The sequence below is a fragment of the Burkholderia pyrrocinia genome (assembly GCF_018417535.1).
Lineage (GTDB): Bacteria > Pseudomonadota > Gammaproteobacteria > Burkholderiales > Burkholderiaceae > Burkholderia > Burkholderia pyrrocinia_E.
Window position 1 is genome coordinate 1,600,346 of sequence record NZ_CP070977.1, and the last position, 23,980, is coordinate 1,624,325.

Below are 23,980 nucleotides of genomic sequence, written 5' to 3' on the forward strand. Positions count from 1 at the left end.
AACTGGTCATTACCGGGCAGGAGCCCCCCCTGCCGACTTAGCTACCGGCCAACGGCCGGTCAAACCGTCGCTTGTCCCTGGTTCTCGTAGACGAAGTCGACGATCTGCCCCATCGCCTTGAAATCGCCGCTGCGGAAATTCGCCGGCAGCGGCGGCAGGCCGTAACGCGCGGTGATGCGCTGGATGATTTCGGTCTGCTTGACCGAATCGATGCCCAGTTCGGCTTCGAGCTCGATCGATTCCGAAAACACCTCGGTCGGGTACTCCATCGCTTGCGCATAGATATCGACGAGCTCCGTGAACAACCGCTCGCGCGGCACGCGTGCGGGCTTCGCGGCTTCCGGCACGGGTTGCGCGCGCGGCACCGCCGGCTCCGGTGCACGTGCCGGCGCCGCCGTCGACGTCGCCACCAGTGCGATCGCCGGCGCACGCTCGGCCACGGGCGCGGTCGCTGGCGGTACCGCGTTCGCGGCGTCGAACGCCTGACGCAGTTCGCTCTTCAGCCAGTCGACGATGAGCGGTCCGCGCGCGTTCCAGAACGCGTCGAAGCCCGGGCTGGCGTTGCCGATACGGATATCGTCTTTCATGATTCGGTTCTCCTCGAAGTAACGGGTGATCGTCGTAACGACGCTGGATTCCTCTGCGACGTTCGACGGGCCGCCGAACGTCCTGACCGTGCCGGGCCCCGCGATGCGCACGACGATCCGCGCGAGCGCATTCAGTGCGCCGCATTCCACGTAGCGCCCGATGCCGTCCGCGCACGCGGTGCGAATCGTGTCGGCGAAGCGCACCGGCAACACGAAGTGCGAGGCGAGGCGAGCGCCGGGATCGTCGGCGCCGCTGTAGCGGCGGCCGAGGATCGGCGAGTGGACGGGGATCGTCAGCGCGGCGTGCGGATAGGCGGCCAGGCGCGCCGCGAACCGCTCGCGCGCGCCGGCGAGTTCGGGATGGTGGAAGCCGTACGGCGAGCGCAGCCGCTGCGCACTCACGCCGCGCTCGGCGCAGGCCGCGACGAACCGCTCCAGCGCGTCGCGCGGGCCGGACACGACGGTCTGCGACGCATGGTTCTCGACCGCGACGCACACGTTGCGCACCGCATGCGTGAGCGCGCTGGCGTCGATCAGCTCGCGCGCCGCATCGGCATCGGCCGCGATCGCGGCCATCAATCCGTCCGCCGGCGCGGCCTCCTGCAGCGACGCGATCCGGTCGCAGACGATCTGCGCGCCCTGCTCGACCGAATACGCGCCGCCGCACACGAGCGCCGCGATCTCGCCGAAGCTGTGCCCGATCAGCACGTCGGGCACGACGCCGCGCGCGCGCAGCACGCCGAACAGGCCCACGGACGCGCCGTAAATCCCGAGCTGGAGCAGATCGGGCGCGTCGCGCAGCCACGTATCGGGGTCCGCGCCGTCCCGCCACAGCGCGCCGGTCAGCGGACGGCCGAGCCGCGCGGCCGCGACCGCGTCGATCGTGTCGAGCACCTGCCGTACGCTCGCGTGCTCGCGGCCGAGCTGCTGCAGCGCGCCCGCATAGAACGCGCCCTGCCCCGGGAACAGGAACGCGCACCCGCGCATTTCCCCGGGGCGCGGCCCCGCGCCATTCAACCCGCGTCGTTCCATAATCCCAATCTCCCGAGGCTCTCGGCCAGCTTCAGTCGCGCAGTCCGCCATTTCGACACCGCCAGCACCCGCTGCCGGCGCGCGTCCGCGAGTGCCGACTGCGCGTTCAGCAGTTCGGTGAACGTGCCGACGCCGGCCTTGTAACGACCGCGCGCGATGTCCAGTGAATGCAGCGCCGTGTCGAGCAGATGCTGCGAGTTGTCCAGGTTCGCGGTGTCGGTCTGCAGGCTCTGGTAGCTCTTCCACACGTCCAGCGACACCTGCAGCTCCGTGCTGCGCACGTCCGCGTCCTGCGCGTCGGCCTGCGCCTGCGCTTCGGCGACGCGGTAGCCCGACGCGAAACCCTCGAACAGCGGAATCGAGACCTGGATGCCGATCGAATTGCTGTGACTGCTCTGCAACTGGAGAAACGACGCCTGCTGCTGATACGACGGGTTGTTGCGTGCAACGCTGCCCGTCAGCGAAATCGTCGGCCGCGACTGCGCACGCACCACGCGGACTTCGTCGCGCGCGGCTTCGAGCTTCTCGCGCGCGGCAACCAGCTTCGGGTGATGGCGCTTCGCTTCCGCGATCAGGTCGGTGACACCGCGCGTGAAATCGTCGCGGTCGGGCGACGGCTCCGCATCGGCGACGCGCAGCGGCGTGTCGGGGTCGACGCCCAGCGTCGTCGCGAGCGTACCGAGCGCGGTCTGCAGATCGCCTTCCGCGCTCACGCGCTCGAGCAAGGCCTTGCGATAGGTGGTCTGCGCCTGCAGCGCGTCGCCCAGCATGCCCGCGCCGCCGTCGTGCCGCGCGGTGGCTTCGGCGAGGCTTTCCTGCGCCGCGTGCTCGACCGCGCGCGCCGCATCGAGCGCCGCCCGCGCGTCGCGCAGCGCGTAATAGGCTTGCGCGGCGTCGTAGAACACGCCCTGCAACGCATCGTCGTGCGCCGCGTTGGCCGCGCGCAGCAATGCGCGCGCGCGGTCGAGCGTCGCACCGCGCTTGCCGAAATCGAACAGCACCCAGCTCAGGTTCAGCATGCCGTAGCGGCTGGTGCTGCGCTGATCCTGCGAAAATCCGCCGCTGTATCCCGTCGTCAGGTTGTCGCGCTCGACGCCCGCCGTCGCGTTCAGCGTCGGCCAGTACGCGGCCTTCGACACGCCGACCTCGGCCGCCGCCGCACGTGCGTCCGACCACGTGCGGCTCAGGCGCGGATGCGAACAGATCGCGAGCAGGATCGCGTCCTCGAGCGCGAGCGGGCGATCGCCGATGCGCGCGCCGTCGCAGGAAGTGGCCGACGCCATCGCGGCGGACGGCGTCGCCGGAACCTCGCTGCGCGTCGAATAGATATCGAGCATCTGTGCGCGCGCAAGCGGCGCCGACGCCGTCAGTGCCGCGGCGGTCAGCATGATCGCGAGTCGGCGCGTCATCGCCCGGCGACCGGCGTGGCCGAAGCGGCCGCATGCGGCGCCGATTCGTGCGGCGCGGCCGCTGCCGGTGCCGCTGCCGGTGCCGCTGCCGCTGCCGGTGCCGCTGCCGGTGCCGGTGCCGCCGGTGCCACCGGTTGCGCCGCCGCCCGTGCCGCGCGCATCGCCGCGGTCGACTGGTCGAGCACGACCTTGCCGCCCTGCAGCATGATCACGCGCTGCGCCGACGCGATCGTCTCCGGACGATGCGCGACGATGAGCCGCGTCATCGCGAGTTGCGTCACCGCCGCGTTGACCTGCATCTCGCGCTGCAGGTCGAGATGGCTCGTCGCCTCGTCGAGCACGAGAATGCTCGGCCGCTTGTACAGCGCGCGCGCGAGCAGCACGCGCTGCTTCTGCCCGCCGGACAGCACGGTGCCCATGTCGCCGACCAGCGTGTTGTAGCCCATCGGCATCGCGGCGATGTCGTCGTGAACGGCGGCGATCCGCGCGCATTCGGCGACCCAGCGCGGATCGACGTCGGGATCGAAGAAGCTGATGTTGTCCGCGATCGAGCCGGCGAACAGCACGTCGTCCTGCAGCACCGTGCCGACCAGCCCGCGCAGCCGCTCGATACCGAGCCGGTTGACGTCGAGCCCGCCGATCCGCACGGTGCCGCCCGTCGGTTCGTGAATGCCGAGCAGCACGCTGATCAGCGTCGTCTTGCCGCAGCCCGACGGCCCCACGATCGCGACCGATTCGCCCGCCGCGATCTTCGCGCTCACGCCGTCCAGCACCAGCGGCTCGCCGTCCGCGTAGCGGAACGACAGGCCGTCGATGTCGATGCTCGCGTCGAGTGCGTCCGCCTCGCCCGGCACGCTGCGCAGGCTGGCGTCCGGCTCGGCTTCGGCGAACACGATGTCGGCCAGCCGTTCGCCCTGAAGCTGCAGCATCCTGACCTCGAAGTACTTGTCGATCAGGCTGCCGACGCGGCTGTCGAACTGTCCCTTGTACGCGTTGAACGCCATCAGCACGCCGACCGTGAACTGGCCGTCCATCACCATCCGCGCGCCGAACCAGATGATCAGCAGGTTCTCGACGCCGAACAGCAGGCCGTTGAGCTGCTGATAGAAGATCTGCAGCTTCTGCACGTGCAGCCCGGCGTTGACCTGCTCGACCAGCAGCGTGATCCAGCTCGCGCGCCGCTCCGCCTGCCGGTTGAACAGCTTGATCGTCTTCACCCCGCGCACGGTTTCGAGGAAGTGGCTCTGCTGCTTCGCCGCGTGCACGATCTGGTCCTCGGTCGCGCGGCGCAACGGCGCGTACCACAGCCACCGGACGAGTGCGTACAGCGCCATCGTCGCCAGCGCGACGAGCCCGAGCACGCGGCTGTAGACGAGCATCATCGCGAGCGTGACGATCGTCATCATGCCGTCGATCACTGCGCTCAGGAACGACGTCGTCAGGGTCTGCTGGATCGTGTCGATCGAGCCGAACCGCGACACCACGTCGCCGAGGTGACGCCGCTCGTAGTAACGCACCGGCAGGCTCAGCAGATGCGTGAAGACGTTCGCGCGCCACTGGATGTTCAGCGTGACCCCGACGTACATCAGCGCCCACGCGCGGATCGTGCCGGTTGCCTGCTGCATCAGCAGCAACAGGCCGAAGCCGAGTGCCAGCACCGTCAGCAGATCGCGATCCGCGCCGACGATCACTTCGTCGATCACCCACTGCAGGAAAAACGGCTGCACCAGCATGAAGATCTCGAGCGCGATCGCGAGCGCCAGGATCTGGCCGAACGAGCGCGACAGTCCCGAGACCGGGCCGAGCAGGTCGCGCAGCTTGACGGCCGGACGGGCGGCACGCGGCGCGAATGCGGCCGTCGGCCACAGCTCGAGCGCGACGCCGGTGAACGCGCGCGACACGTCGGAAAGCGACAGCTTCCGGACGCCGTGCGACGGATCGTGGATCGTCGCGGTCTTGCCGTTCACTTCCTTCAGCACGACGAAGTGGTTGAAGTTCCAGTGCAGCAGGCACGGCGTGCGAAGCTGGCCGAGCTGCTCCATGTCGAGTTTCACCGCGCGCGTGCCGAGCGACAGGCGCTGTGCGACCTCGATCACGCGGCCGAGCCCCGCCCCTTTCAGCGATACCGGGAATTGCCCGCGCAGCGCCGCGAGGTCGACGTGATGGCCGTGATAGCCGGTCACCATCGCGAGGCAGGCCAGCCCGCATTCCGCGGCTTCCGTCTGCAGGATCATCGGCAGCTTGCGGCCGACGCCGAACGAGAGTCGATCGAGTAAGGACATTCGCGACCTCGTCAAAGTTTGCCGGTCAGGCTGTAAAGCGGTTCGAGCACCCACTCGTACAGACGCCTGCGCTCCTGCAGGATGTCCGCCTGCAGCGCCATGCCCGCCTGCAACGGCTGCTTCGCGCCGTACGCGACGACGTTCTGCGCATCGAGCGCAACCGTCACGCGATAGTAGGTGGCGTCCCGCCCTTCGCCCGGCGTCGCCGCCGGGCCGCCGTCGCTCGCGAGTTCCGCAGCCGACAGCGCGGTGCGCGCGATCGCGACGACCGTCGCGCGATACTGGCCGAACTTCTGGTACGGGAACGCCTGGTAGCGGATCAGCACCGGCTCGCCGACGCGCACGAAGCCGATCGCCGCGCTCGGCACGAACAGATGCGCCTGCCAGCGCGCGCCGCCCGGCACGACGCTCGCCAGCGGACGGGACGTATCGACGGTCTGGCCGACGTCGGCGATCGCCGCCGTCACGACGCCGGTTTCCGGCGCGGCGACGACGATCCGGCGTTTCGCCTCGCTCTCGACGAGATTCCGGTCGACGTCGATCACGTTGCGGTCGATCTGCGCGAGCTGGTTCTGTTGCTTGAGCCCGAGGCCGGCCAATTCGTTGTTCGCTTCCGTCAGCGACTGCAGCGTCGACGCGCGCTCGCGCAGCAGGCCGTTCAGCTTCGACTGCTGGTCGAGCAGGTCGGCCTCGCGCTGCTGTGCCTGGTCCTTCGAGATGTAATCCTGCGCGAGCAGGCCGCGATAGCGCTGCGCGCCGTCGGCCGCAATCGACGTGCGCAACCGCTGCGCCGCAAGCTGGTCGTCGATCTGCGCGAGTTCGCCTTTCAAGTTCGCGAGCTTCGCGCGCACCGTGTCGCGCTCGTCCTGCTGCAGGCTGCGCGTCTTGTCCAGTTCCGTCAGCAGCGACGCCTTGCGCTGCTGCGCCTGCGCGATCAATGCGGCCTGCGTCGCGCCTTGCGCCGCGCTTTGCAGGTCCGTGGAAACCGTATACAGCGTCTGGCCGCGCGTCACGCGCTGCCCTTCCTTCACGTCGCGCTCGACGACGACGCCCGGCTGCAATGCATACACCTTCACCAGCCCCGCATCCGGCATCACCACGCCGGTGACCGTCGTGCGGCGCGTATAGGTGCCGAACGCGAAGAACAGCACCACGCAGACGGCCATCGCGGCCGACGTCGCGGTCAGCAGCTTCATCGACACCGGACGGACCAGCACGATCTCGCCCAGCGCACTTGCGCGTTGCGTCTGCTGTGCTTCGAGCCGGAAAAGGGAAGACGGGGTGGTCAAGATGACGAACGATCCTTGGGATTCGGCACTGACGTGCCGGAGATCCGGGAAATATCGCCGCGGCGCATGATCCCGCGCCGCGGCGATACGCGATTCACGCAGCGGCGGCGCAGTGCGCCCCGCTACGTGGCAATCGCATCCGGCTTAGGCAACCGCGTGGCCGGTCAGCAGGCCGAGCAGCGCGTTGCCCGTGCCGACGACAGCCGTCGTCAGCGATTCGCCGACGTTGTACAGCGTCTGGCCGTACAGCTCGACCACGTTGCCCAGCGTGTCGAAAATCGAGCCGCCGCCGTAGTAGCCGCCGGACACTTGAGCGATTTCCTGTTGATTCAGTTCTTGCATTGCTTTTCTCCAGATTGAGAATGCTAGATAACCCATCTAGCAAGGCATCGAACCGCGCCGCCGATGCAACGCGGATCAATATTTAAAATCGCTTTTCAACCGATTCATTGCCGAATTTATTCCAGCCATAAATTACCGAACGCATCCGGTCAATTGCAAAAAATACCTGCCCAGTCAATTGAAGATCAACTTTCGACGCGCGGAATTACCCCTCCGGCGAAAATCAAAATCTCCGCCGGACCGCTTATGCGATCCGCTTCCTCGCGATTGGCGATCAGCGGGCGACGCCCATCCGGCAACGGCCCGATAGCCGCCTGCAGGCCGGCGGCAAGCGTCTCCGTGCCGCCGGACGGCTGTTTCGAACGGAACGACTGATAGTGGCCCGCAAGTCCGCTGGATAATGCTCGACAATAATATGCAATCCCCTGGATCTTTAATGTGCTAATTAACGATGCCGGTCGATTAGATTTCTAACGATCGCATTTTCGACCTTTTTAAAAATTTCACGGCCTCATGGTGGGGGATATCCCTACCATCATCTGTGCGATACCGCACCATCGGTAAAAAAATCACCGAACCACTGAATTCATTCCAATTGCAATGGAATATCCGGCAACGGGAAGGCGATTGAACCGCGGGCGTTGATGCTGAATTGGAAGAAGGAACGCCGGGCCGGCGCAGATTCGTGGGCCGGCTTGCTGGAGGAAATTTGAAGAGATGGGGCTCGCTGCCGCGCCCGCCGTCGGGAGGATTGCCGCGGCGACGCGAGCCCAGGCTGCGTCGCGCGGCTCGCGATCACCCCGTCCGGTTCGGGGCGCGCTCCGCGTCGATCGGCGCCGGCCGTGCGCGACGGGCTGGTCGCGTTAGTGGCGGTCAGGAGCGGACAGGCGACCGTCGAGATGTTCGCGGCCTGGCATGACAGGAACGACACGGCTTCGACCAGCCTCGGCAGCCGCATGGCGCCGAGCGCTTCGTCATGGCCCGCGGCGACCGGGCTCGCGTTCGCGAGCGAACGATTTCGGAGCGAGTTTTCGCGGCAGGCACTCGAGATCCTGCGCCTGCCGAAGGATCGACCCGCATTCGCGCGGCCGCCTCATCGGCCGGCCGCACACCATGCGTCGACCGTCAGTCAAACAGCTTGTTCGCGGTCCGCGCGATCAGTTTGCCCTGATGACGCGCACCGGCCAGCTCGATCGCGCTCGGCAGTCGGTGCCCCTGCCCGCCTGCGATCGTGGTCGCGCCATAAGGCGCGCCGCCGACGATTTCGTCGAGCGTCATTTGCCCCTGGTGACTGTACGGCAGCCCGACGATCGTCATGCCGAAATGCAGCAGGTTGGTGATGATCGAGAACAGCGTGGTTTCCTGGCCGCCGTGCTGGCTCGCGCTCGACGTGAACGCGCCGCCGACCTTGCCGTTCAGTGCGCCGCTCAGCCACAGGCCGCCCGCCTGATCCAGGAACGCCGCCATCTGCGACGAGATGCGGCCGAAGCGGGTCGGCGTGCCGACGATGATCGCGTCGTAGTCGGCCAGTTCGGCCACCGTCGCAACCGGCGCCTGCTGCGCGAGCTTGAAGTGCGCGGCCTGCGCGACTGCCTCCGGCACCGTTTCCGGCACCCGCTTGACGTCGACCGTGGCGCCCGCCGCGCGTGCACCTTCGGCCATCGCATCCGCCAGCGCCTCGATGTGACCGTACGACGAGTAATACAGCACAAGAACCTTGGACATTTCGAACTCCTGATGAGCGTCGCGACGATGTCGAGACGGAACCGGCGCGCGCCAGCCGACGCACGCTGTGTTGCATGACCGGATGGATGTCGGAATAACCCGAGCGAGATCCTGACGAGACTACCGGGCCGGTCACGCGCCCGGTCGCCCCGGAGGATCGGCCCGTTCGGCTCACGCGGCCGGTGCGATACGCAACGCCGAGCGCCCGATCCGCGCGTCGAGGCTGAACGCGCCCGCGCCGAAGTACGCGATCTGCAGCAGGCCGCCGGCCATCATCACGTTCTTCAGAAAGTGAATCATCTGGTTCTGGTCGGCGAAGTTGTGGTGGAAGAACACCGCGGTCACCACACTGAACAGCGCCATCGCCAGCGCCACCGGACGGGCCCGATAACCCGACATCAGCAGCAGGCCGCCGCCCGCCTCGACGAGCACCGCGACGACGAACGCGAGCGATGGCGCCGGCAGGCCGACGGATGCGATGTAACCGACGGTTGCCGCGTGCGCGGCCAGCTTGCTCAACCCGCTCATCAGAAACGGCGCGCCGATCAGAATGCGGCCCAGAAGCGGAAGATACTTGTAACGATCCATGATGAACTCCTGAAATGAAATGACTCGATGGACTGGAAAATAAAGGCACTCAGCCGGCGTCCACCATCACCAGCTCGGAATCTTCGACCGCGGTGATGTCGAGCGCGGTCTCGTTCGTGATCGCGACGCCGTCGAGCGGCCCCACGCGCTCTCCGTTCACGTCGATGCGCCCCGAAGCCGCGACGAGATACGCGCGGCGCGATGCGTCCAAACCCTGTCGGACCCGCTCGCCCGCCTTCAGCGTCGCGCCGAGCACGCGTGCATCGGCACGGATCGGCAGCGCGCCGTCGTCGCCGGCGAAGCCGCTCGCCAGCACGACGAAGCGTCCGGACCGGTCGCCTTTCGGGAACTGCTTCGTACCCCACCCGGGCGCCCCGCCGCCGGCGCGAGGCCGCAGCCAGATCTGATAGACCTTGAGCGGCAGGTCGCCCCGGTTGAACTCGGCATGACGAATGCCGGTGCCCGCGCTCATGACCTGGACGTCGCCCGCGCGGATCGTTCCTTCGGATCCCAACGTGTCGCGATGGCCGAGCACGCCTTGCCGTACGTACGTGATGATTTCCATGTCGCGGTGCCCGTGCATCGGGAACCCGCTGCCGACGGCGATCTCGTCGTCGTTCCAGACGATCAGCGGGCCCAGCGGCGCGTGCTCGGGCGTGCCGTCGGCCGTGACCGCGAAATGGTATTTCGCGCGCAGCCAGCCATGATTCGCCGTATCCAGTGATGCCCAACGCCGATGAGTCAACATGTCCGCACCCTTTTTCCTGCTGCCCGAACAACGGGCGGTTACCTGGCGGCGCCTCGCCGGAATCCGCGAAGCACCGAACGTAGGAAGCATGCTAATTTCGCAAAGATCGCTCGCATATCTCCTGAACGGCAACGTATCATTGCTCTCAATAGAACGATCTCATCGAACGGAACCGTCGCCATGAACCCGATCGCCGACTTGAACGATCTCCGACTGTTCGCGGAAGTGGTTGAACGCGGGAGCTTCACGGCCGCCGCCCGCAGCCTCGGCGCGCAAACGTCGAAGCTCAGCCGGCGCATTCGCGCGCTCGAGGAGGAACTCGGCGTGCGGCTGCTCAATCGCACGAGCCGGAGCCTGTCGCTGACGGAAACCGGCCGGCAGTTCCATCAGCATTGCGTCGCGCTGGTTGCGGAATCGAAGGCCGCGAAGGACATCGTGGATCGCACGCGCACGCAGCCGCAGGGCACCGTGCGCATCAGTTGCCCGGTCGGATTGCTGAGCTCGGGCGTCGCCGCGATTCTGGCGCGATACATCGAGGACAATCCGCAGGTTCAGGTGCGGCTCGATGCGACCAACCGGCGCGTGGATGTGGTCGAGGAAGGGCTGGATTTCGCGATCCGCGTCAGGGTTCCGCCGCTGGAGAACACCGATCTCGCGGTTCGACAACTGGGGCTGTCGTTCCGGATCCTCGTCGCGAGCCCAGCGCTGGCCGCACGTTATCCGGCGCCCGAGTCGATCGACAGCCTGAAGGACTGGCCGACGGTTTCAACGTCCAGCAGCGGCGACCGTTTCGTGTGGAGTCTGACGGACGCCGACGGACGCGCGATCTCCTTCGCCCATCGGCCGCGGTTGGCAACGGACGATCTGGCGAGCCTGCGGCTTGCGGCGCTCGGCGGCATCGGCGTCGCCGAATTGCCGCGCGAACTGGTAAGCGCCGACCTGCAGGCCGGCCAGTTGATCCACCTGCTGCCCACGCTGTCGGCACCGACGGCGCTCGTCCATGCGATCTTCCCGACGCGCCGCGGCATGGTGCCAGCCGTTCGCCATCTGCTCGACGCGCTCGTCGCGGGCTTCGATGAACTGAACCGGATCGCATAGCGGCCGTCGGCGCGGCCGCAAACGCATCGCGATGACGCGCGCCGTTACGGGGCACGCATCACGCCGCCGCACGCCGGAACCGGATCATGCGTCCGGCAGGATCACCACCTTGCCCTTCACCTGCCGGTTCGCCATCCGCGCGATCGCGTCGGCCGCGCCGGCCAGCGACACGCGCTCGGTGATCGCGGGCCGCACCTTGCCGGCGGCGAACCACTCTGCAAGCAGACGCATGTTCGCGACATGCTGCGCCGGGTCGCGACGCACCGCGTCGCCCCAGAACACGCCGAGAATGTCGCGCTCCTTGAGCAGCGCCAGGTTCAGCGCGATCTTCGGAATCTCGCCGGCCGCGAAACCGACCACGAGGAACCGGCCGTGCCACGCGGTCGCGCGCAGTGCCGCCTCGCTGTATGCGCCGCCCACCGGATCGTAAACGACATCGGCACCGCGCCCGCCGGTCAGTTCGTCGACGCGGCGGCGCAGGTCTTCGGTCGAGTAGTCGATCGTCTCGTCGGCACCCGCTTCGCGACACAGCGCGAGCTTGTCCGCACTCGACGCCGCCGCGATCACGCGCGCACCGAGCGCCTTCGCGATCTCGATCGCGGCGAGCCCGACACCGCCCGCCGCGCCCAGCACGAGCAGCGTCTCGCCCTGTTGCAGGCGCGCGCGCTGCTGTAACGCATGCAGCGACGTGCCGTAGGCGAGCACGAGTGCCGCGCCCTGCTCGAACGTCATGCCCGGCGGCAGCGCGGCGATCTGATGCACGTCGGCCACGCACTGTTGCGCGAACCCGCCGTGCCCGGTGAACGCGACCACCGAATCGCCGGGCCGCCACGCGGTCACGCCTTCGCCGACCGCGTCGATCACGCCCGCAAATTCGGCGCCCGGCGAGAACGGCAGTGCCGGCTTCACCTGATACAAGCCCTGGACGATCAGCGCGTCGGGGAAATTGAGCGACGCCGCCTTCACCTGAATCCGGACCTGGCCCGCGGCCGGTTCGGGAATCGCGACGTCCTCGATGCGCAAGCGGTCGATCGGGCCGAATGCGGTACACAACAGGGCTTTCATGGTCTCCTCTCTCCTTGCGCGGCGTGGCCGGGCATCGGTATCGTTTGCGGGATACGCCCGCACGGCCGGTTCACGACGAATCCGCGGCGGCCGGCACGATCGGCATCTGCCACATCGTCAGCATTCCGTAATGACGGCACGGCAACGTTCAGAACCACGCGTCGCGCATGTCGAGCGTCGTCGTGTCGACGCTCGACAGCAGATCGAGCTGCGCATCCACTTTCGGCAATTCCCAGCGGAAAAAATAACGGGCCGCCGCACGCTTGCCGTCGTGGAAATCGCCGCCGTGCCCGTGCGCGGCGAGCGTCACGTCGAGCCACAGCCACGCGACGACGAGATGGCCGAACGCTTCCAGATAGACGCTCGCATTCGCAAGCCGCTGCTGCTGATCGCCGATCGCGCCCAACTGCTGCGTGACGTCGCATAGCCGCGTCCAGCGCTGCGCCAGCGCATCGGCCTGCTCGCGCGTGCCGGCTTCCAGCGCCCGCGCGCGTTCGACGGTCGCGCGGATGCGCGCGTCGAGCGCGCGCAGCAATGCGCCGTCGTCCTGCGCGACCTTGCGGCCCAGCAGGTCGAGCGCCTGGATCCCGTGCGTGCCTTCGTGAATCGGATTGAGACGATTGTCGCGATAGAGCCGCTCGACCGCGTAGTCGCGCGTGTAGCCGTAGCCGCCGTGCACCTGGATCGCGAGATCGTTCGCGGCGAGGCACCACTGCGACGGCCAGCTTTTCGCGATCGGCGTCAGGATGTCGAGCAGGCGCGTGGCATTGGCGCGCACCTGCGCATCTTCATGCGCACACCCTTCGTCGACCAGCTTCGCGCAGTACAGGATCAGCGCGAGGCCACCTTCGACATAGGCCTTCTGCGCGAGCAACATGCGCCGCACGTCCGGATGCTCGACGATCGGCGCCTGCGGCGCGGCCGGATCCTTGCCCGCCGGCCCGAGCGGACGCCCCTGCGGCCGGTTGCGCGCATAGTCGAGCGCGTGCAGATAACCCGTGTAGCCGAGCGCCACCGCACCCGCGCCGACACCGATGCGCGCCTCGTTCATCATGTGGAACATGGATGCAAGGCCGTGGTTCGGCTTGCCGACCAGATAGCCGATCGCGCCCGCACGCCCTTGCGGACGATAGCGCGTGCCTTCGCCGAAATTCAGCAGGCAGTTGGTCGTGCCGCGATAACCCATCTTGTGGTTCAGGCCGGCGAGCACGACGTCGTTGCGTTCGCCGGCTGTGCCGCCGTCGGTTCCCGGCAGGTACTTCGGCACGATGAACAGCGAGATGCCGCGCGTGCCCGGCTGCAAGCGGCCGTGTTCGTCGGGGATCTTCGCGAGCACGAGGTGAACGATGTTCTCCGCCAGTTCGTGTTCGCCGCCGGAGATCCACATCTTGTTGCCGGTCAACCGGTAGCGCAGGCCCAGCGGCGAGTCGCGTTCGAAATCCGCGCGTGTCGCGATGTCGGACAGCGACGAGCCGGCTTGCGGCTCCGACAGGCACATCGTGCCGAAGAAGCGCCCTTCCAGTTCCGGGCGCGCGAACGCGTCGATCTGTGCGGGGCTGCCGTGCGCGACGAGCAGGTTCGCGTTGGCAACGGTCAGGAACGGATAGGCGGCCGTCGCGATGTTCGCGGCCTGGAAGAACAGGAACGATGCGGCTTCGACCAGCTTCGGCAGCCGCATGCCGCCGAGCGCTTCGTCATGGCCCGCGGCGATCAGCCCGGCATCCGCAAACGCTCGCACGGCCGGTTCGACTTCCGGGATCAGCGTCACGCGTTCGCCGTCGAACTGCGGCTCCTCGCGGTCGCCGCGCGCTGCGTGCGGCGCGAACAGGTCGGCCGCGATCCGCTCGCTGGTGTCGAGTACCGCATCGAAAGTCTCGCGGCTGTGCTCCGCATAACGCGGCAGCGCGACGAGCGCTTCGGCATCGAGCCAGTCGTACAACAGGAACGCGAGATCGCGCCGCGACATCAACAGGCTCATCGTGCTGCCTCCCGGGGTGCCGGCTTTGTCAGCCGAATGAAGGGGTCCGTGGTTGCGAGTGCTGGCAGGAATTTAGCACGGTCGTTCGCAAACAACAACGGCGGACGCGCTACTCCGCGTACCCGGGATTACGCCGATCGAGGCGGCGCCGCAACCCGGGCCAGACGAGCGCGCCGGCGCCCATCCCTCTCGTGACCGCGGCGATCTGCTGCCTGATGCCGTCGAGAATCGGTTGCGCGATCGGCAGCAGCGCCGAGCCGCCGGACTGCGCGCGGACCTGGATCATGCACGCCGCTTCGAAGAAGTACATCGCGACGAATGCGTCGGCCGGCGTGGCGCCGACGGTCAGCAATCCGTGGTTGCGCAGCATCAGGTACGTGTTGCCGCCCAGGTCGCGCACGAGGCGGGATTTCTCGCCTTCGCTGAGCGCAATGCCCTCGTAGTCGTGATAACCGAGCGATGCCAGCACGCCGAGCGATTGCTGCGACAGCGGCAGCAAGCCCGCTGCCTGCGCCGACACGGCGACGCCGTTGATCGAATGCGTATGCATCACGCACAGCGCGTCGTCGCGTGCCGCATGCACCGCGCTATGAATGGTGAAGCCGGCCGGATTGATCTCGTACGGCGACTCGGACACCTTGCGTCCGTCGAGATCGACCTTGACCAGCGACGACGCGGTGATCTCGTCGAACATCATTCCATACGGATTGATCAGGAAATGGTGCTCCGGGCCGGGCACGCGCGCGGAAATGTGGGTGAACACGAGATCGTCCCAGCCGAACAGCGCGGTGAGTCGATAGGCCGCCGCCAGGTTGACTCGCACATCCCATTCGGCGGGAGAAACCGCCTGCTTCGGGCTGACATCGGATAAGGCCACGTCGACACTCCTTGTTCAAGGTTGGATGCGGGCCGGGCCGCACGATGCGGCCCGGCGTGGGGGATTGCGTCAACCCGCCTGCGGCTTCGCGAGCTGATCGGCGACAGGCAGGCTGCGGATGCGCGTGCCGGTCGCCGCGAAGATCGCGTTGGTCAGCGCCGGCGCGACGGGCGGCAGGCCCGGCTCGCCGACACCACCGAGCGGCGTCGCAAAGTCGTCCGGCGCGACGAGATGCACGCGGATCTCGCGCGGCGCCTCGTTCATTCTCAGCACCTGGAAGCCGTTGAAGTTGCTCTGTTCCGGATGGCCATCCTTGAACGTGATCTCGCCGTGCAGCGCGATGCCGAGCCCCATCACTACCGCGCCCTCGAGCTGCGAGCGCACGCGCTCCGGATTGACCTGCGGCCCGCAGTCGATCGCGATGTCGACACGCGGCACCGAAATCCTGCCGTCCGCGCCGACCTGCACCTCGCACACGGCAGCCGTGTACGACACGAAGCTGCGATGCGCGGCGATCCCGAGCCCGTGCCCCTTCGGCAGCTTGCGGCCCCAGCCGGCTTCGCGCGCGACCGTCTCGACCACGCGCCGCAGCCGCCCGGCATCGACCGGATACAGCGCGGGATCCTCGCCGTAGTTCACGTTCTTCACCGTGATGTGCGGCTCGAAACGCCGTGCGGGCCCGATCAGCTCGAGCAGGAAATCCTTCGGGTCGCGGCCGGCCGCGTGCGCAAGCTCCGACACGAAGCTCTGGATCCCGAACGCGTGCGGGATGTTGTAGACCGAGCGGAACCAGCCGATCCGCGTGTGCGCTTCCACGGCCGGATTCTCGATCCGCACGTTCGGAATCGCGAACGGCAGATCCGCGATCCCTTGCGCAAGCTCGCCCGGCTGCTCGTGCACGACGCCCGCCCTGAACGTCGACTGGATCGACGGCGCGACCGTGCGATGCTGCCACGCGACCACCTTCCCCGATGCATCGATCCCGCCGTCGAACGCTTCGAGCGACACCGCGTGGAAATAGTCGTGCGCAATGTCGTCCTCGCGCGTGAACGTCAGCTTGACCGGCGCACCGACCGCCTTCGACAGCAGCGCCGCCTCCACCACGTAGTCCGGTTTCGACTTGCGGCCGAACCCGCCGCCGAGCAGCGTCACGTTGACCGTCACGCGCTCCGTCGGCAGCCCGAGCGCTTTCGCGATCTCGTCGCGCGTGGTCTGCGGCGCCTGCGTGCAGGCCCACACTTCGCAGCGGCCGTCGGCCACGCGCGCGACGGCCGCGGGCGGCTCCATCGTTGCATGCGCGAGATGCGGGATGTAGTACGTCGCACGCACGCGTTTCGCGGCGCCGGCAAGCGCCGCGGCCGCGTCGCCGTCGTTGCGGATCACGTCGCCCGGCTGCGCGGCGGCCGCTTCGAGCGTCTTGCGATACGCGGCCGAGTCGTAGCCCGCGTTGGGCCCATGCTTCCAGTCGATCTTCAGTTGCGCGCGCGCCTGGATGGCCGTCCACGTGTCGCGCGCGACGACGGCCACGCCGCCGAGCGGCTGGAAGCCGGACGGCAGCGGCGCCGACGCGAGCTGCACGACCCTGACGACGCCCGGCAGCTTCTCCGCGGTCGATGCGTCGACCGACGCCACCGTGTCGCCATAGGCCGGCGGTCGCGCGACGACCGCATACAGCATGCCGTCGAGCCGCGTGTCGATCCCGTAGTGCGCGCGGCCGCCGACGATGTCGCGTCCGTCGATCAGTGCGGTTTTGCCCTTGCCGATATAGCGAAATTCGGCCGGCGCTTTCAGCACCACGGCGGCAGGATCCGGCACCGGCAGCGCGGCCGCTTTCGCCGCGAGCTCGCCGAAGCCGAGCTTGCGCCCGCTCTTCGTGTCGACGACCTCGTGCACCGTCACCTTGACCTGCCGCGCGTCGACGCCCCACGCCGTCGCGGCAGCCTGCTCGAGCATCGTGCGCGCGGCCGCGCCCGCGCGGCGCAGCGCGGCGAAGCTCTGGCGCAGGCTGCGCGAGCCATCGGTGTTCTGGTTGCCATAGCGCGGCTCGTCGCCGACTGCCTGCGCGACCTTCACGCGCGCCCAGTCCGCACCCAGCTCGTCGGCGACCACGAGCGCGACGCTCGTGCGCACGCCCTGCCCCATCTCGGAGCGGATGCAGGTCACGGTGACGGTACCGTCCGGTGCGATCGCAACGAACAGGTGCGGATCGTCGCGCAACCCGTGCGGCATCCCGGCGCCGCCATATTGCGGATTCGCGCTGACGGGCGGCTGCACCGGTACGGCCGCGCGCACGAGCGACGGCACGCCGAACGCGAGCAGCAGCCCGCCGGAGGCGAAGCCGAGCAGCAGCGCGCGGCGGCTTTCGTTGTGGACGGAGAGTTCAGGCGCGCTCATGCGGCACCTCCGCTGCGCACGGCCAGCCGGATCGCCGCGCGGATGCGCGTATAGGTGCCGCAGCGGCAGATGTTGCCGGACATCGCATCGTCGATGTCGGCGTCGGTCGGATGGGGATTCGTCTTCAGCAGCGACGCGGCCTGCATGATCTGCCCGGACTGGCAGTAGCCGCACTGTGCGACGTTCAGTTCCTGCCATGCCTGCTGCAGCGGGTGCGTCAGGTCCGTCGACAGTCCCTCGATCGTCGTCACGCGTTTGCCGGAAGCAGCCGCGACGGGCGTGATGCACGAGCGGATCGCGACGCCGTCGAGATGCACCGTGCATGCGCCGCACAGCGCCATGCCGCAGCCGAACTTGGTGCCGGTGTGGCCGAGGACATCGCGCAGATACCAGAGCAACGGCATGTCGGGATTGCCGTCGAAGTGCTGTTCGCTACCGTTGACGGTCAGCGTGATCATCGTTCACCTCCTGGTTGCGACGCCCGCGTCGGACAGGCATCGGGTGGGGATTCGAACGGCGCGGCGCACATTCCGGACAACCAGGCGGGCGTGGCGCCGTGTCGTGAACCGTGCCGCGTGCGGACACGATCGGGCCGATGCCGCAAACGAGGCTGTCGTCCGGTTGCCTTCGCAACGTTTCAATGACATCCCGGCCAACCGCTCGTCCGCATGGATCGCCGATCGCATTATCGAACCATTTTGGATTTGCCGTCGGATCGACGCGATTCGGGAGTTTTAGGCAATCGGGGAAGGAAGTTCGGCCGGGAATGGAATGTTGCGACCGGCATGCTTGTCGGTGATGTCGCCGGCTGCTTTCGTTCCGGCTTGCGGGGTGTTGTGCGCGGCAACGCGCAACGGAATGACTCGGGGAAACGTACCGGCCCGACACGCATCGACGGCGCCTGGCCGGGCGTGTATTCGGCTTCGTCAGGTTGTCGAACGAAGCGGTCGCGCACATGCAGATGTCCGGCCGGCCTCGCGGCCGGACCGGATCCTTGCCCGACTGCACCGAGCGGTTCGGTGCGCTACCGCGCGGTCACGCTCATGGCGATCGCAACGCCTGCAAGCCCAGCGTCAGCGCGTTGTACGGCATCTCCATGGCCCCCATCGAGAAGCTCGTCGTCTTCGCGGGCGCCCCCGGCGTACGCATCAGCGCGTGCACGATCCGCTCGCTCGCATGACCGTCGCCATACGGATTGCTCGCGCGCGACATTTCCTCGTACGCGCTCTCGCTGTCGAGCAATCGCGACGCCTCCCACACGATCCGCTCCTGATCCGTGCCGACGAGCCGAGCGGTGCCGGCCTGGATCGCTTCGGGCCGCTCGGTCGTCTCGCGCGTGACGAGCACCGGCTTGCCCAGCGCCGGCCCTTCTTCCTGAATGCCGCCCGAATCGGTGATGATGAAATGCGCGCGAGACATCAGGAATACGAACGACAGATATTCCTGCGGCTCGATCAGGTAAATGTTCGGCACGCCACCGAGCCGCGCGCGCGCCGGCTCCCGCACGTTCGGATTCATGTGCAGCGGATAGACGAACTGCGCGTCGCGATAGCGGTTCGCGAGCGTGCACAGCGCGTCGCAGAAATGCTGGAACGGCTCGCCGAAGCTCTCGCGGCGATGGCCGGTGATCAGCACCATGCGCCGCGACGGTTCGAGAAACGGAAAATGTGCGGCGACCTTTTCCCTGAGCGCGGTCGTGCGGTCCAGCATCCGCTTGACCTCGTGCAGCGCATCGATCACGGTATTGCCGGTGAGCGAGACCGCCCCGCCCGGCACGCCCTCGCTGAGCAGGTTGTCGCGGGCTTGCCCGGTCGGTGCGAAATGCCATGACGACACCGCGTCGGTCACGCGGCGATTCAACTCCTCCGGCCACGGCGACCAGATGTCGCCGCTGCGTAAACCGGCCTCGACGTGCCCGACCGGCAGATAGCGATAGAACGCCGCGAGACTGACCGCGAGCGTCGTCGTCGTATCGCCGTGCACCAGCACGACGTCCGGACGCAATTCGTCGAAGACCACGCCGATCGCCTGAAGAATGCCGGTCGTCACGTCGGTCAGCGTCTGGCTTTGCCGCATCAGGTTGAGATCGTAGTCGGGCTTGATGTCGAACAGCGTCAACACCTGATCGAGCATTTCGCGATGCTGCGCGGTCACGCATACCCTGGCGTCGACATCCGCGTGCGCCTTCAGCGCACGCACCAGCGGCGCCATCTTGATGGCCTCCGGCCGAGTCCCGAACACAAGCAAGATCTTTTTCATCGATATCCTCGATTAGCCGCTTTGCGTCGAGCGCCCCGCACATGGCGCAAAGCATGTATTCAGGCGGCACCTCCCGTACTCGTACGCGGTACACACGTCGATGTGTCGCGGGCGAGCGCGCCGTCCTGTCCGCGCGGTCTACGCCACGCGAATCGTCGTACTACCGGCGTCCCGATGCACTACGCAGTCACGTCATGATTCGTTCCTCGCCGTGTCGAGCGTCACGCCTGTTCGTCACGTCACTTCCACTACAGCAATATTCAAACCAGCCGCCCTGCGACCGGGTCCGGTTCGCGCGACGCATGCGGTTCATATGCGGCGTGTTTAGGAATGTTTCACAACTGCTACGGGTGTCGCATCGCCGTACGAGCGCGATACGGATAAACATCCGGCCATGCATGCGATCCATCCGACCACGTCATCCGACGAATGGCGGATTCATGTCGAGCGCCGATTACGAATCGGGCTTCACGCATCTTTCGAAACGCTTTACGACGCCTCGATTCGCACCTTTTGTCTGTGCAGCGAATGGTGCGCAATCGACTGCTGGCCACGGTCATGCATGAAGGATTCCCCCGACACGCAGCGTCTTTCGCATCGTCCGAATCGAAGGGTGGGAAGTGTTTCGAATGTGTAACGCAAATCCGGCACGATGCGATTACATCGGAGTCCGGTCCATTCGGTACAAGTGGCAGGCGGAACTACCCTGCCTTCCCGGTGATACGGACGCAACGATCGACGGTGACGCACCGATAACGCAAAGCCGCGCCCGGCAAGGCGGCAGAGCTTCGGCAGACCAATCGCTCGCTGCATGGCGCGTGCGCGCCGCGACGCCGACGGCGCGCGGTCACGCCGCTTGCGCACAAGCTGATTCGTCGGTGAATCAAAACACGCCGCCGCCACCCGGACCGCACGCGCACCCTGCCCCCCGCCCCTTGCTGCACGAGGCATCTCGACCGATGGCTCACACCTTGCTTATTCCAAGACAGGTGCGTCCCGAAGCACTCGCACGACAGCAGACAGACGGGGACGCCAAAGCAACGAAGCCGGGAGGCGAAGCGACGCGTCCGCGTGGGGCGAACGACATCTGCCCCAGCGCGACGAGCGTGCCGCCGCTTCCCGTTGATATCCGCGCGAACCGCGGGCCGCCTTCAAGCGCTGATGCGACGAACCGGCTCGTGAGCACGAATAGCGGCACCAGCCTCAAGTTCACCCGCGCCAGGGTGCACTGAGCCAAAACGTCGACACGCTCGCCAGGCGCGACACGGCCAACGCCGCGCCCGGCGACGATAGAGAAGGACCACCGCGCAGGAGCCCCGATCATGAACCGGCCCGCGCTTTTCCCGGCCGCGCACGCATGCGCGGCGGCCGCCACCCGGCTGTGCCGCCTGTGGCGCATCGCCTGCTGTGTGGCCGCGAGCGGCCTCGCGCTGCACGCGAGCGCCGCCGAACTCCAGCTCAACGGAATGTACCAACGCCCCGACGGCGCGATCACCGTGCGCCTGAACGGCGCCGGCATCGATCCTTATTTCGCGGCGAAGGCGCTGCTCGCAGCCGCCGATGCGCAACTCGACGCGCATCAGGCCGCTCTTGCGTGGATCGCCTGGCTGTTGCCGCGCCAGCGTCCGGACGGCAGCTTCGATCGCTACTGTGTGAAGAACGGCCAGTACAACGCATGCGTCGAGGCGGACGCCGTCGACGCGATGATGGCGACCTGGATCGAACTGCTCGCCCGCTTCGCACCACCCGACGGCATGCCCGCAGCATGGGAGCTCAGCCTGAACCGCGCAGGCGCGCATCTGGACACCCTGCTCGACAAGCCCGCTGGCGTCTATCAGGTCTCGTCGTCGCAGCACGTCGCGTTGCTGATGGACAACGTCGAGGTGCACAGCGCGTTCCAGGCGCTCGCCGCTTACTACGTCCGGCGCGCCGACTACACGCACGCGGGCCCGTGGAGCCAGCGCGCCGACCGGCTCGCGTCGGCAATCCTGAAGGTGTTCTGGCGCGGTGCGCAATCCGGCTTTCGCGCCAGCACGCAGCAGGTCAGCGATACGAGCTTTTATCCGGCGAAAATCGCGCAAATCTTCCCGCTCCTGTCCGGCATTCAGGTACCCGAAAAATCCAGCGAGACGATCTACGCGCAGTGGATGCAGAAATACGGCAAGACCTGGCAGCAACTCGCCGGCAGTGATTATCCGTGGGGCTTGATCGCGCTGGTCGCTTACAAGATGAACGACTGGAGCACGGTCACCTGCTGGCATGCGCGATCCGGCCCGTACCGCCACGGCCCACACTGGAACGTACTGGAGGAGTCGCTTTATCTGGCATTCGAAAGCCGGATGGCTGCCCCCGTCGCGCCCGCTCAATGCGGATTCACGACGGCTGCGGCAACGGCAACCGCGTTGCGATGACACAAGGTGCGCGCGGTCCATGATGATTGAATGGAAAGGAGACGTGTCATGTGTGGCATCGTCGGCGCGGTCGCGCAACGGGACATCGTCCCGATTCTGATTGAAGGTTTGCGCCGCCTCGAATATCGCGGCTACGATTCATGCGGCGTCGCAACGGTCGTCAACGGCCAGGCGCGCCGCGAGCGCAGCGTGTCGCGCGTCGCCGATCTCGACGCGCACGTGCGCAGCGCCGGCCTGACCGGCAGCACCGGCATCGCGCATACGCGCTGGGCAACCCACGGTGCGCCGGCAACCTGCAATGCTCATCCGATCTTCTCGCGCGATGAAATCGCACTCGTGCACAACGGCATCATCGAGAACCACGAAACGTTGCGCAAGCAACTTTCAGACGAGCACTACGAATTCGACGGCCAGACCGACACCGAAGTCGTCGCCCACCTGATCCACAGCAAGTATCGCGGCGACCTGCTCGCTGCCGTGCGCGATGCAACGTCGCAGCTACACGGCGCCTACGCGATCGCGGTGTTCAGCAAACACGAGCCGCAGCGGCTGATCGGTGCGCGGGTCGGCTCACCGCTCGTCGTCGGCGTGAAGGACGGCGAATGCTTTCTCGCGTCCGACGCGCTCGCGCTCGCCGGCATCACCGACCGCTTCATCTTTCTCGAGGAGGGCGACATCGTCGAGTTGACGCCGGGCGGCGTGCGGGTGCTCGATCGCACCGGCGCGCCGGTCGAGCGCACGATACAGACCGTTTCCTCCGCGCAGGGCGTGGTCGAACTCGGGCCGTACCGGCACTTCATGCAGAAGGAGATTTTCGAGCAGCCGCAGGCCGTGGCTGCGACCATCCCGGATGCGGGGCTGTTCGATCCGGCGATATTCGGCCCGGACGCCGCACGGGCGTTCGAGCAGATCGACAACGTGCTGATTCTCGCGTGCGGCACGAGTCATTATTCCGGCCTGACCGCGCGCCGCTGGCTCGAAACGATCGCACGCGTGCCTGCGCAGGTCGAAATCGCGAGCGAATACCGTTACAGCGACGCGCTCGCCACGCCGAACACGCTGGTGGTGAGCGTGTCGCAATCCGGCGAGACCGCCGATACGCTCGCCGCGCTCAAGTACGCGCAGGCGCTCGGCCATATCGACACGCTGGCGATCTGCAACGTGCCGACCAGCGCGATGATGCGTCAGACCGGCCTGCGGTTCCTGACGCGGGCCGGCCCGGAAATCGGCGTCGCGTCGACCAAGGCATTCACGACGCAGCTCGTCGCGCTGTTCATCCTCGCCGTGACGCTCGGCCGGCTGCGCGGCTACGTCGACGACGCGCAACTCGCGCGTTACACGACGCAGTTGCGACGGCTGCCCGGTGCGCTCGAAGACGTGCTCGGGCTGGAGCCTCAAATCGAGCGCTGGGCGGCGGAATTCGCGCAGCACGAGAACGCGCTGTTTCTCGGGCGCGGGCTGCACTACCCGATCGCGCTCGAAGGCGCGTTGAAGCTGAAGGAGATTTCGTATATCCACGCGGAAGCGTATCCCGCGGGTGAGCTGAAGCACGGGCCGCTGGCGCTCGTGACCCACACGATGCCCGTCGCGACGATCGCGCCGAACGATGCGCTGCTCGAGAAGCTGAAGTCGAACATGCAGGAAGTGCGGGCGCGCGGCGGGCAGCTTTACGTGTTCGCCGATGCCGATACGCGGATCGACAACAGTGACGGCGTGTCGGTGCTGCGGATGCCGGATTACTATGGGCTGTTGTCGCCGATCCTGCACGTGGTGCCGTTGCAACTGCTTGCGTATCACGCGGCGTGTTTGCGTGGCGCGGATATCGACAAGCCCAGGAACCTGGCGAAATCGGTGACGGTGGAGTGATGGGCTCGAGTGACTCCGCGCGTAGATTGA

At 67.2% G+C, this 23,980-nt stretch carries 17 protein-coding genes; 3 read left to right on the forward strand and 14 right to left on the reverse strand.

Annotation, left to right across the window (positions count from 1 at the left end; genetic code table 11):
* Positions 1–59: 59 nt before the first annotated feature.
* From JYG32_RS07460 to JYG32_RS07495, 8 genes are all read right to left on the reverse strand, one after another.
* Positions 60–1,574, reverse strand: coding sequence for an acyltransferase domain-containing protein (locus tag JYG32_RS07460; protein WP_213265398.1), 1,515 nt, complete (start codon positions 1,572–1,574; stop codon positions 60–62).
* 26 nt (positions 1,575–1,600) lie between these two features.
* A complete protein-coding gene (locus JYG32_RS07465; protein ID WP_433960844.1) occupies positions 1,601–3,028 on the reverse strand; it encodes a TolC family protein in 1,428 nt (475 codons plus the stop codon).
* The gene (locus JYG32_RS07470) at positions 3,025–5,310 is read right to left on the reverse strand and encodes a peptidase domain-containing ABC transporter (protein ID WP_213265163.1); all 2,286 of its coding nucleotides are present in this window, start codon (positions 5,308–5,310) and stop codon (positions 3,025–3,027) included. The genes JYG32_RS07465 and JYG32_RS07470 overlap by 4 nt, the downstream gene beginning before the upstream one ends.
* A gap of 11 nt (positions 5,311–5,321) precedes the next feature.
* A complete protein-coding gene (locus tag JYG32_RS07475; protein WP_213265164.1) occupies positions 5,322–6,599 on the reverse strand; it encodes an HlyD family secretion protein in 1,278 nt (425 codons plus the stop codon).
* Positions 6,600–6,743: 144 nt separating this feature from the next.
* Positions 6,744–6,941, reverse strand: coding sequence for a hypothetical protein (locus JYG32_RS07480; RefSeq protein ID WP_174379991.1), 198 nt, complete (start codon positions 6,939–6,941; stop codon positions 6,744–6,746).
* Between the two features lie 1,125 nt (positions 6,942–8,066).
* Positions 8,067–8,666, reverse strand: coding sequence for an NAD(P)H:quinone oxidoreductase (wrbA, locus tag JYG32_RS07485; RefSeq protein WP_213265165.1), 600 nt, complete (start codon positions 8,664–8,666; stop codon positions 8,067–8,069).
* 171 nt (positions 8,667–8,837) lie between these two features.
* Complete coding sequence (locus JYG32_RS07490) at positions 8,838–9,254, reverse strand: DoxX family protein (RefSeq protein ID WP_213265166.1); 417 nt, start codon at positions 9,252–9,254, stop codon at positions 8,838–8,840.
* A gap of 49 nt (positions 9,255–9,303) precedes the next feature.
* On the reverse strand, positions 9,304–10,002 hold the full coding sequence (locus JYG32_RS07495; RefSeq protein WP_213265167.1) for a pirin family protein: 699 nt from the start codon (positions 10,000–10,002) through the stop codon (positions 9,304–9,306).
* Between the two features lie 180 nt (positions 10,003–10,182).
* On the opposite strand from JYG32_RS07495, the gene JYG32_RS07500 reads away from it, so the two are divergent.
* Positions 10,183–11,100, forward strand: coding sequence for a LysR substrate-binding domain-containing protein (locus tag JYG32_RS07500; protein WP_213265399.1), 918 nt, complete (start codon positions 10,183–10,185; stop codon positions 11,098–11,100).
* Between the two features lie 84 nt (positions 11,101–11,184).
* Here the strand turns inward: JYG32_RS07500 and JYG32_RS07505 are convergent, their stop codons facing one another.
* The 6 genes from JYG32_RS07505 to wecB form a co-directional block, all read right to left on the reverse strand.
* On the reverse strand, positions 11,185–12,165 hold the full coding sequence (locus JYG32_RS07505; RefSeq protein WP_213265168.1) for an NADPH:quinone oxidoreductase family protein: 981 nt from the start codon (positions 12,163–12,165) through the stop codon (positions 11,185–11,187).
* 148 nt (positions 12,166–12,313) lie between these two features.
* A complete protein-coding gene (locus JYG32_RS07510) occupies positions 12,314–14,143 on the reverse strand; it encodes an acyl-CoA dehydrogenase (protein WP_213265169.1) in 1,830 nt (609 codons plus the stop codon).
* 109 nt (positions 14,144–14,252) lie between these two features.
* Positions 14,253–15,020 (reverse strand): class II aldolase/adducin family protein, encoded by a 768-nt coding sequence (locus JYG32_RS07515; protein WP_213265170.1) that lies wholly within the window; start codon positions 15,018–15,020, stop codon positions 14,253–14,255.
* A gap of 69 nt (positions 15,021–15,089) precedes the next feature.
* Positions 15,090–17,414, reverse strand: coding sequence for a xanthine dehydrogenase family protein molybdopterin-binding subunit (locus JYG32_RS07520; protein ID WP_213265171.1), 2,325 nt, complete (start codon positions 17,412–17,414; stop codon positions 15,090–15,092).
* A complete protein-coding gene (locus JYG32_RS07525) occupies positions 17,411–17,872 on the reverse strand; it encodes a (2Fe-2S)-binding protein (protein WP_213265172.1) in 462 nt (153 codons plus the stop codon). Before JYG32_RS07525 ends, JYG32_RS07520 begins: the two co-directional genes overlap by 4 nt.
* Positions 17,873–18,455: 583 nt before the next feature.
* Entirely contained in the window at positions 18,456–19,673 is a 1,218-nt protein-coding gene (gene wecB, locus JYG32_RS07530; RefSeq protein ID WP_213265173.1) for a non-hydrolyzing UDP-N-acetylglucosamine 2-epimerase, read from the reverse strand.
* A gap of 1,322 nt (positions 19,674–20,995) precedes the next feature.
* On the opposite strand from wecB, the gene JYG32_RS07535 reads away from it, so the two are divergent.
* Together JYG32_RS07535 and glmS are read left to right on the forward strand one after the other, a co-directional pair.
* Entirely contained in the window at positions 20,996–22,084 is a 1,089-nt protein-coding gene (locus JYG32_RS07535) for a hypothetical protein (RefSeq protein WP_174380001.1), read from the forward strand.
* A 48-nt stretch (positions 22,085–22,132) separates the two neighbouring features.
* Positions 22,133–23,950: a glutamine--fructose-6-phosphate transaminase (isomerizing) gene (gene glmS / locus JYG32_RS07540; protein WP_174380002.1), complete on the forward strand. Its 1,818-nt coding sequence runs from the start codon at positions 22,133–22,135 to the stop codon at positions 23,948–23,950.
* Positions 23,951–23,980: the final 30 nt, after the last annotated feature.

Coding starts and splice junctions, on each gene's coding strand:
- JYG32_RS07525 (WP_213265172.1), bottom strand. CDS start 17,872: ATGATCACGCTGACCGTCAACGGTAGCGAACAGCACTTCGACGGCAAT.
- JYG32_RS07460 (WP_213265398.1), bottom strand. CDS start 1,574: ATGCGCGGGTGCGCGTTCCTGTTCCCGGGGCAGGGCGCGTTCTATGCG.
- wecB (WP_213265173.1), bottom strand. CDS start 19,673: ATGAAAAAGATCTTGCTTGTGTTCGGGACTCGGCCGGAGGCCATCAAG.
- JYG32_RS07505 (WP_213265168.1), bottom strand. CDS start 12,165: ATGAAAGCCCTGTTGTGTACCGCATTCGGCCCGATCGACCGCTTGCGC.
- JYG32_RS07510 (WP_213265169.1), bottom strand. CDS start 14,143: ATGAGCCTGTTGATGTCGCGGCGCGATCTCGCGTTCCTGTTGTACGAC.
- JYG32_RS07520 (WP_213265171.1), bottom strand. CDS start 17,414: ATGAGCGCGCCTGAACTCTCCGTCCACAACGAAAGCCGCCGCGCGCTG.
- JYG32_RS07470 (WP_213265163.1), bottom strand. CDS start 5,310: ATGTCCTTACTCGATCGACTCTCGTTCGGCGTCGGCCGCAAGCTGCCG.
- JYG32_RS07480 (WP_174379991.1), bottom strand. CDS start 6,941: ATGCAAGAACTGAATCAACAGGAAATCGCTCAAGTGTCCGGCGGCTAC.
- JYG32_RS07495 (WP_213265167.1), bottom strand. CDS start 10,002: ATGTTGACTCATCGGCGTTGGGCATCACTGGATACGGCGAATCATGGC.
- JYG32_RS07500 (WP_213265399.1), top strand. CDS start 10,183: ATGAACCCGATCGCCGACTTGAACGATCTCCGACTGTTCGCGGAAGTG.
- JYG32_RS07465 (WP_433960844.1), bottom strand. CDS start 3,028: ATGACGCGCCGACTCGCGATCATGCTGACCGCCGCGGCACTGACGGCG.
- JYG32_RS07535 (WP_174380001.1), top strand. CDS start 20,996: ATGAACCGGCCCGCGCTTTTCCCGGCCGCGCACGCATGCGCGGCGGCC.
- JYG32_RS07490 (WP_213265166.1), bottom strand. CDS start 9,254: ATGGATCGTTACAAGTATCTTCCGCTTCTGGGCCGCATTCTGATCGGC.
- wrbA (WP_213265165.1), bottom strand. CDS start 8,666: ATGTCCAAGGTTCTTGTGCTGTATTACTCGTCGTACGGTCACATCGAG.
- glmS (WP_174380002.1), top strand. CDS start 22,133: ATGTGTGGCATCGTCGGCGCGGTCGCGCAACGGGACATCGTCCCGATT.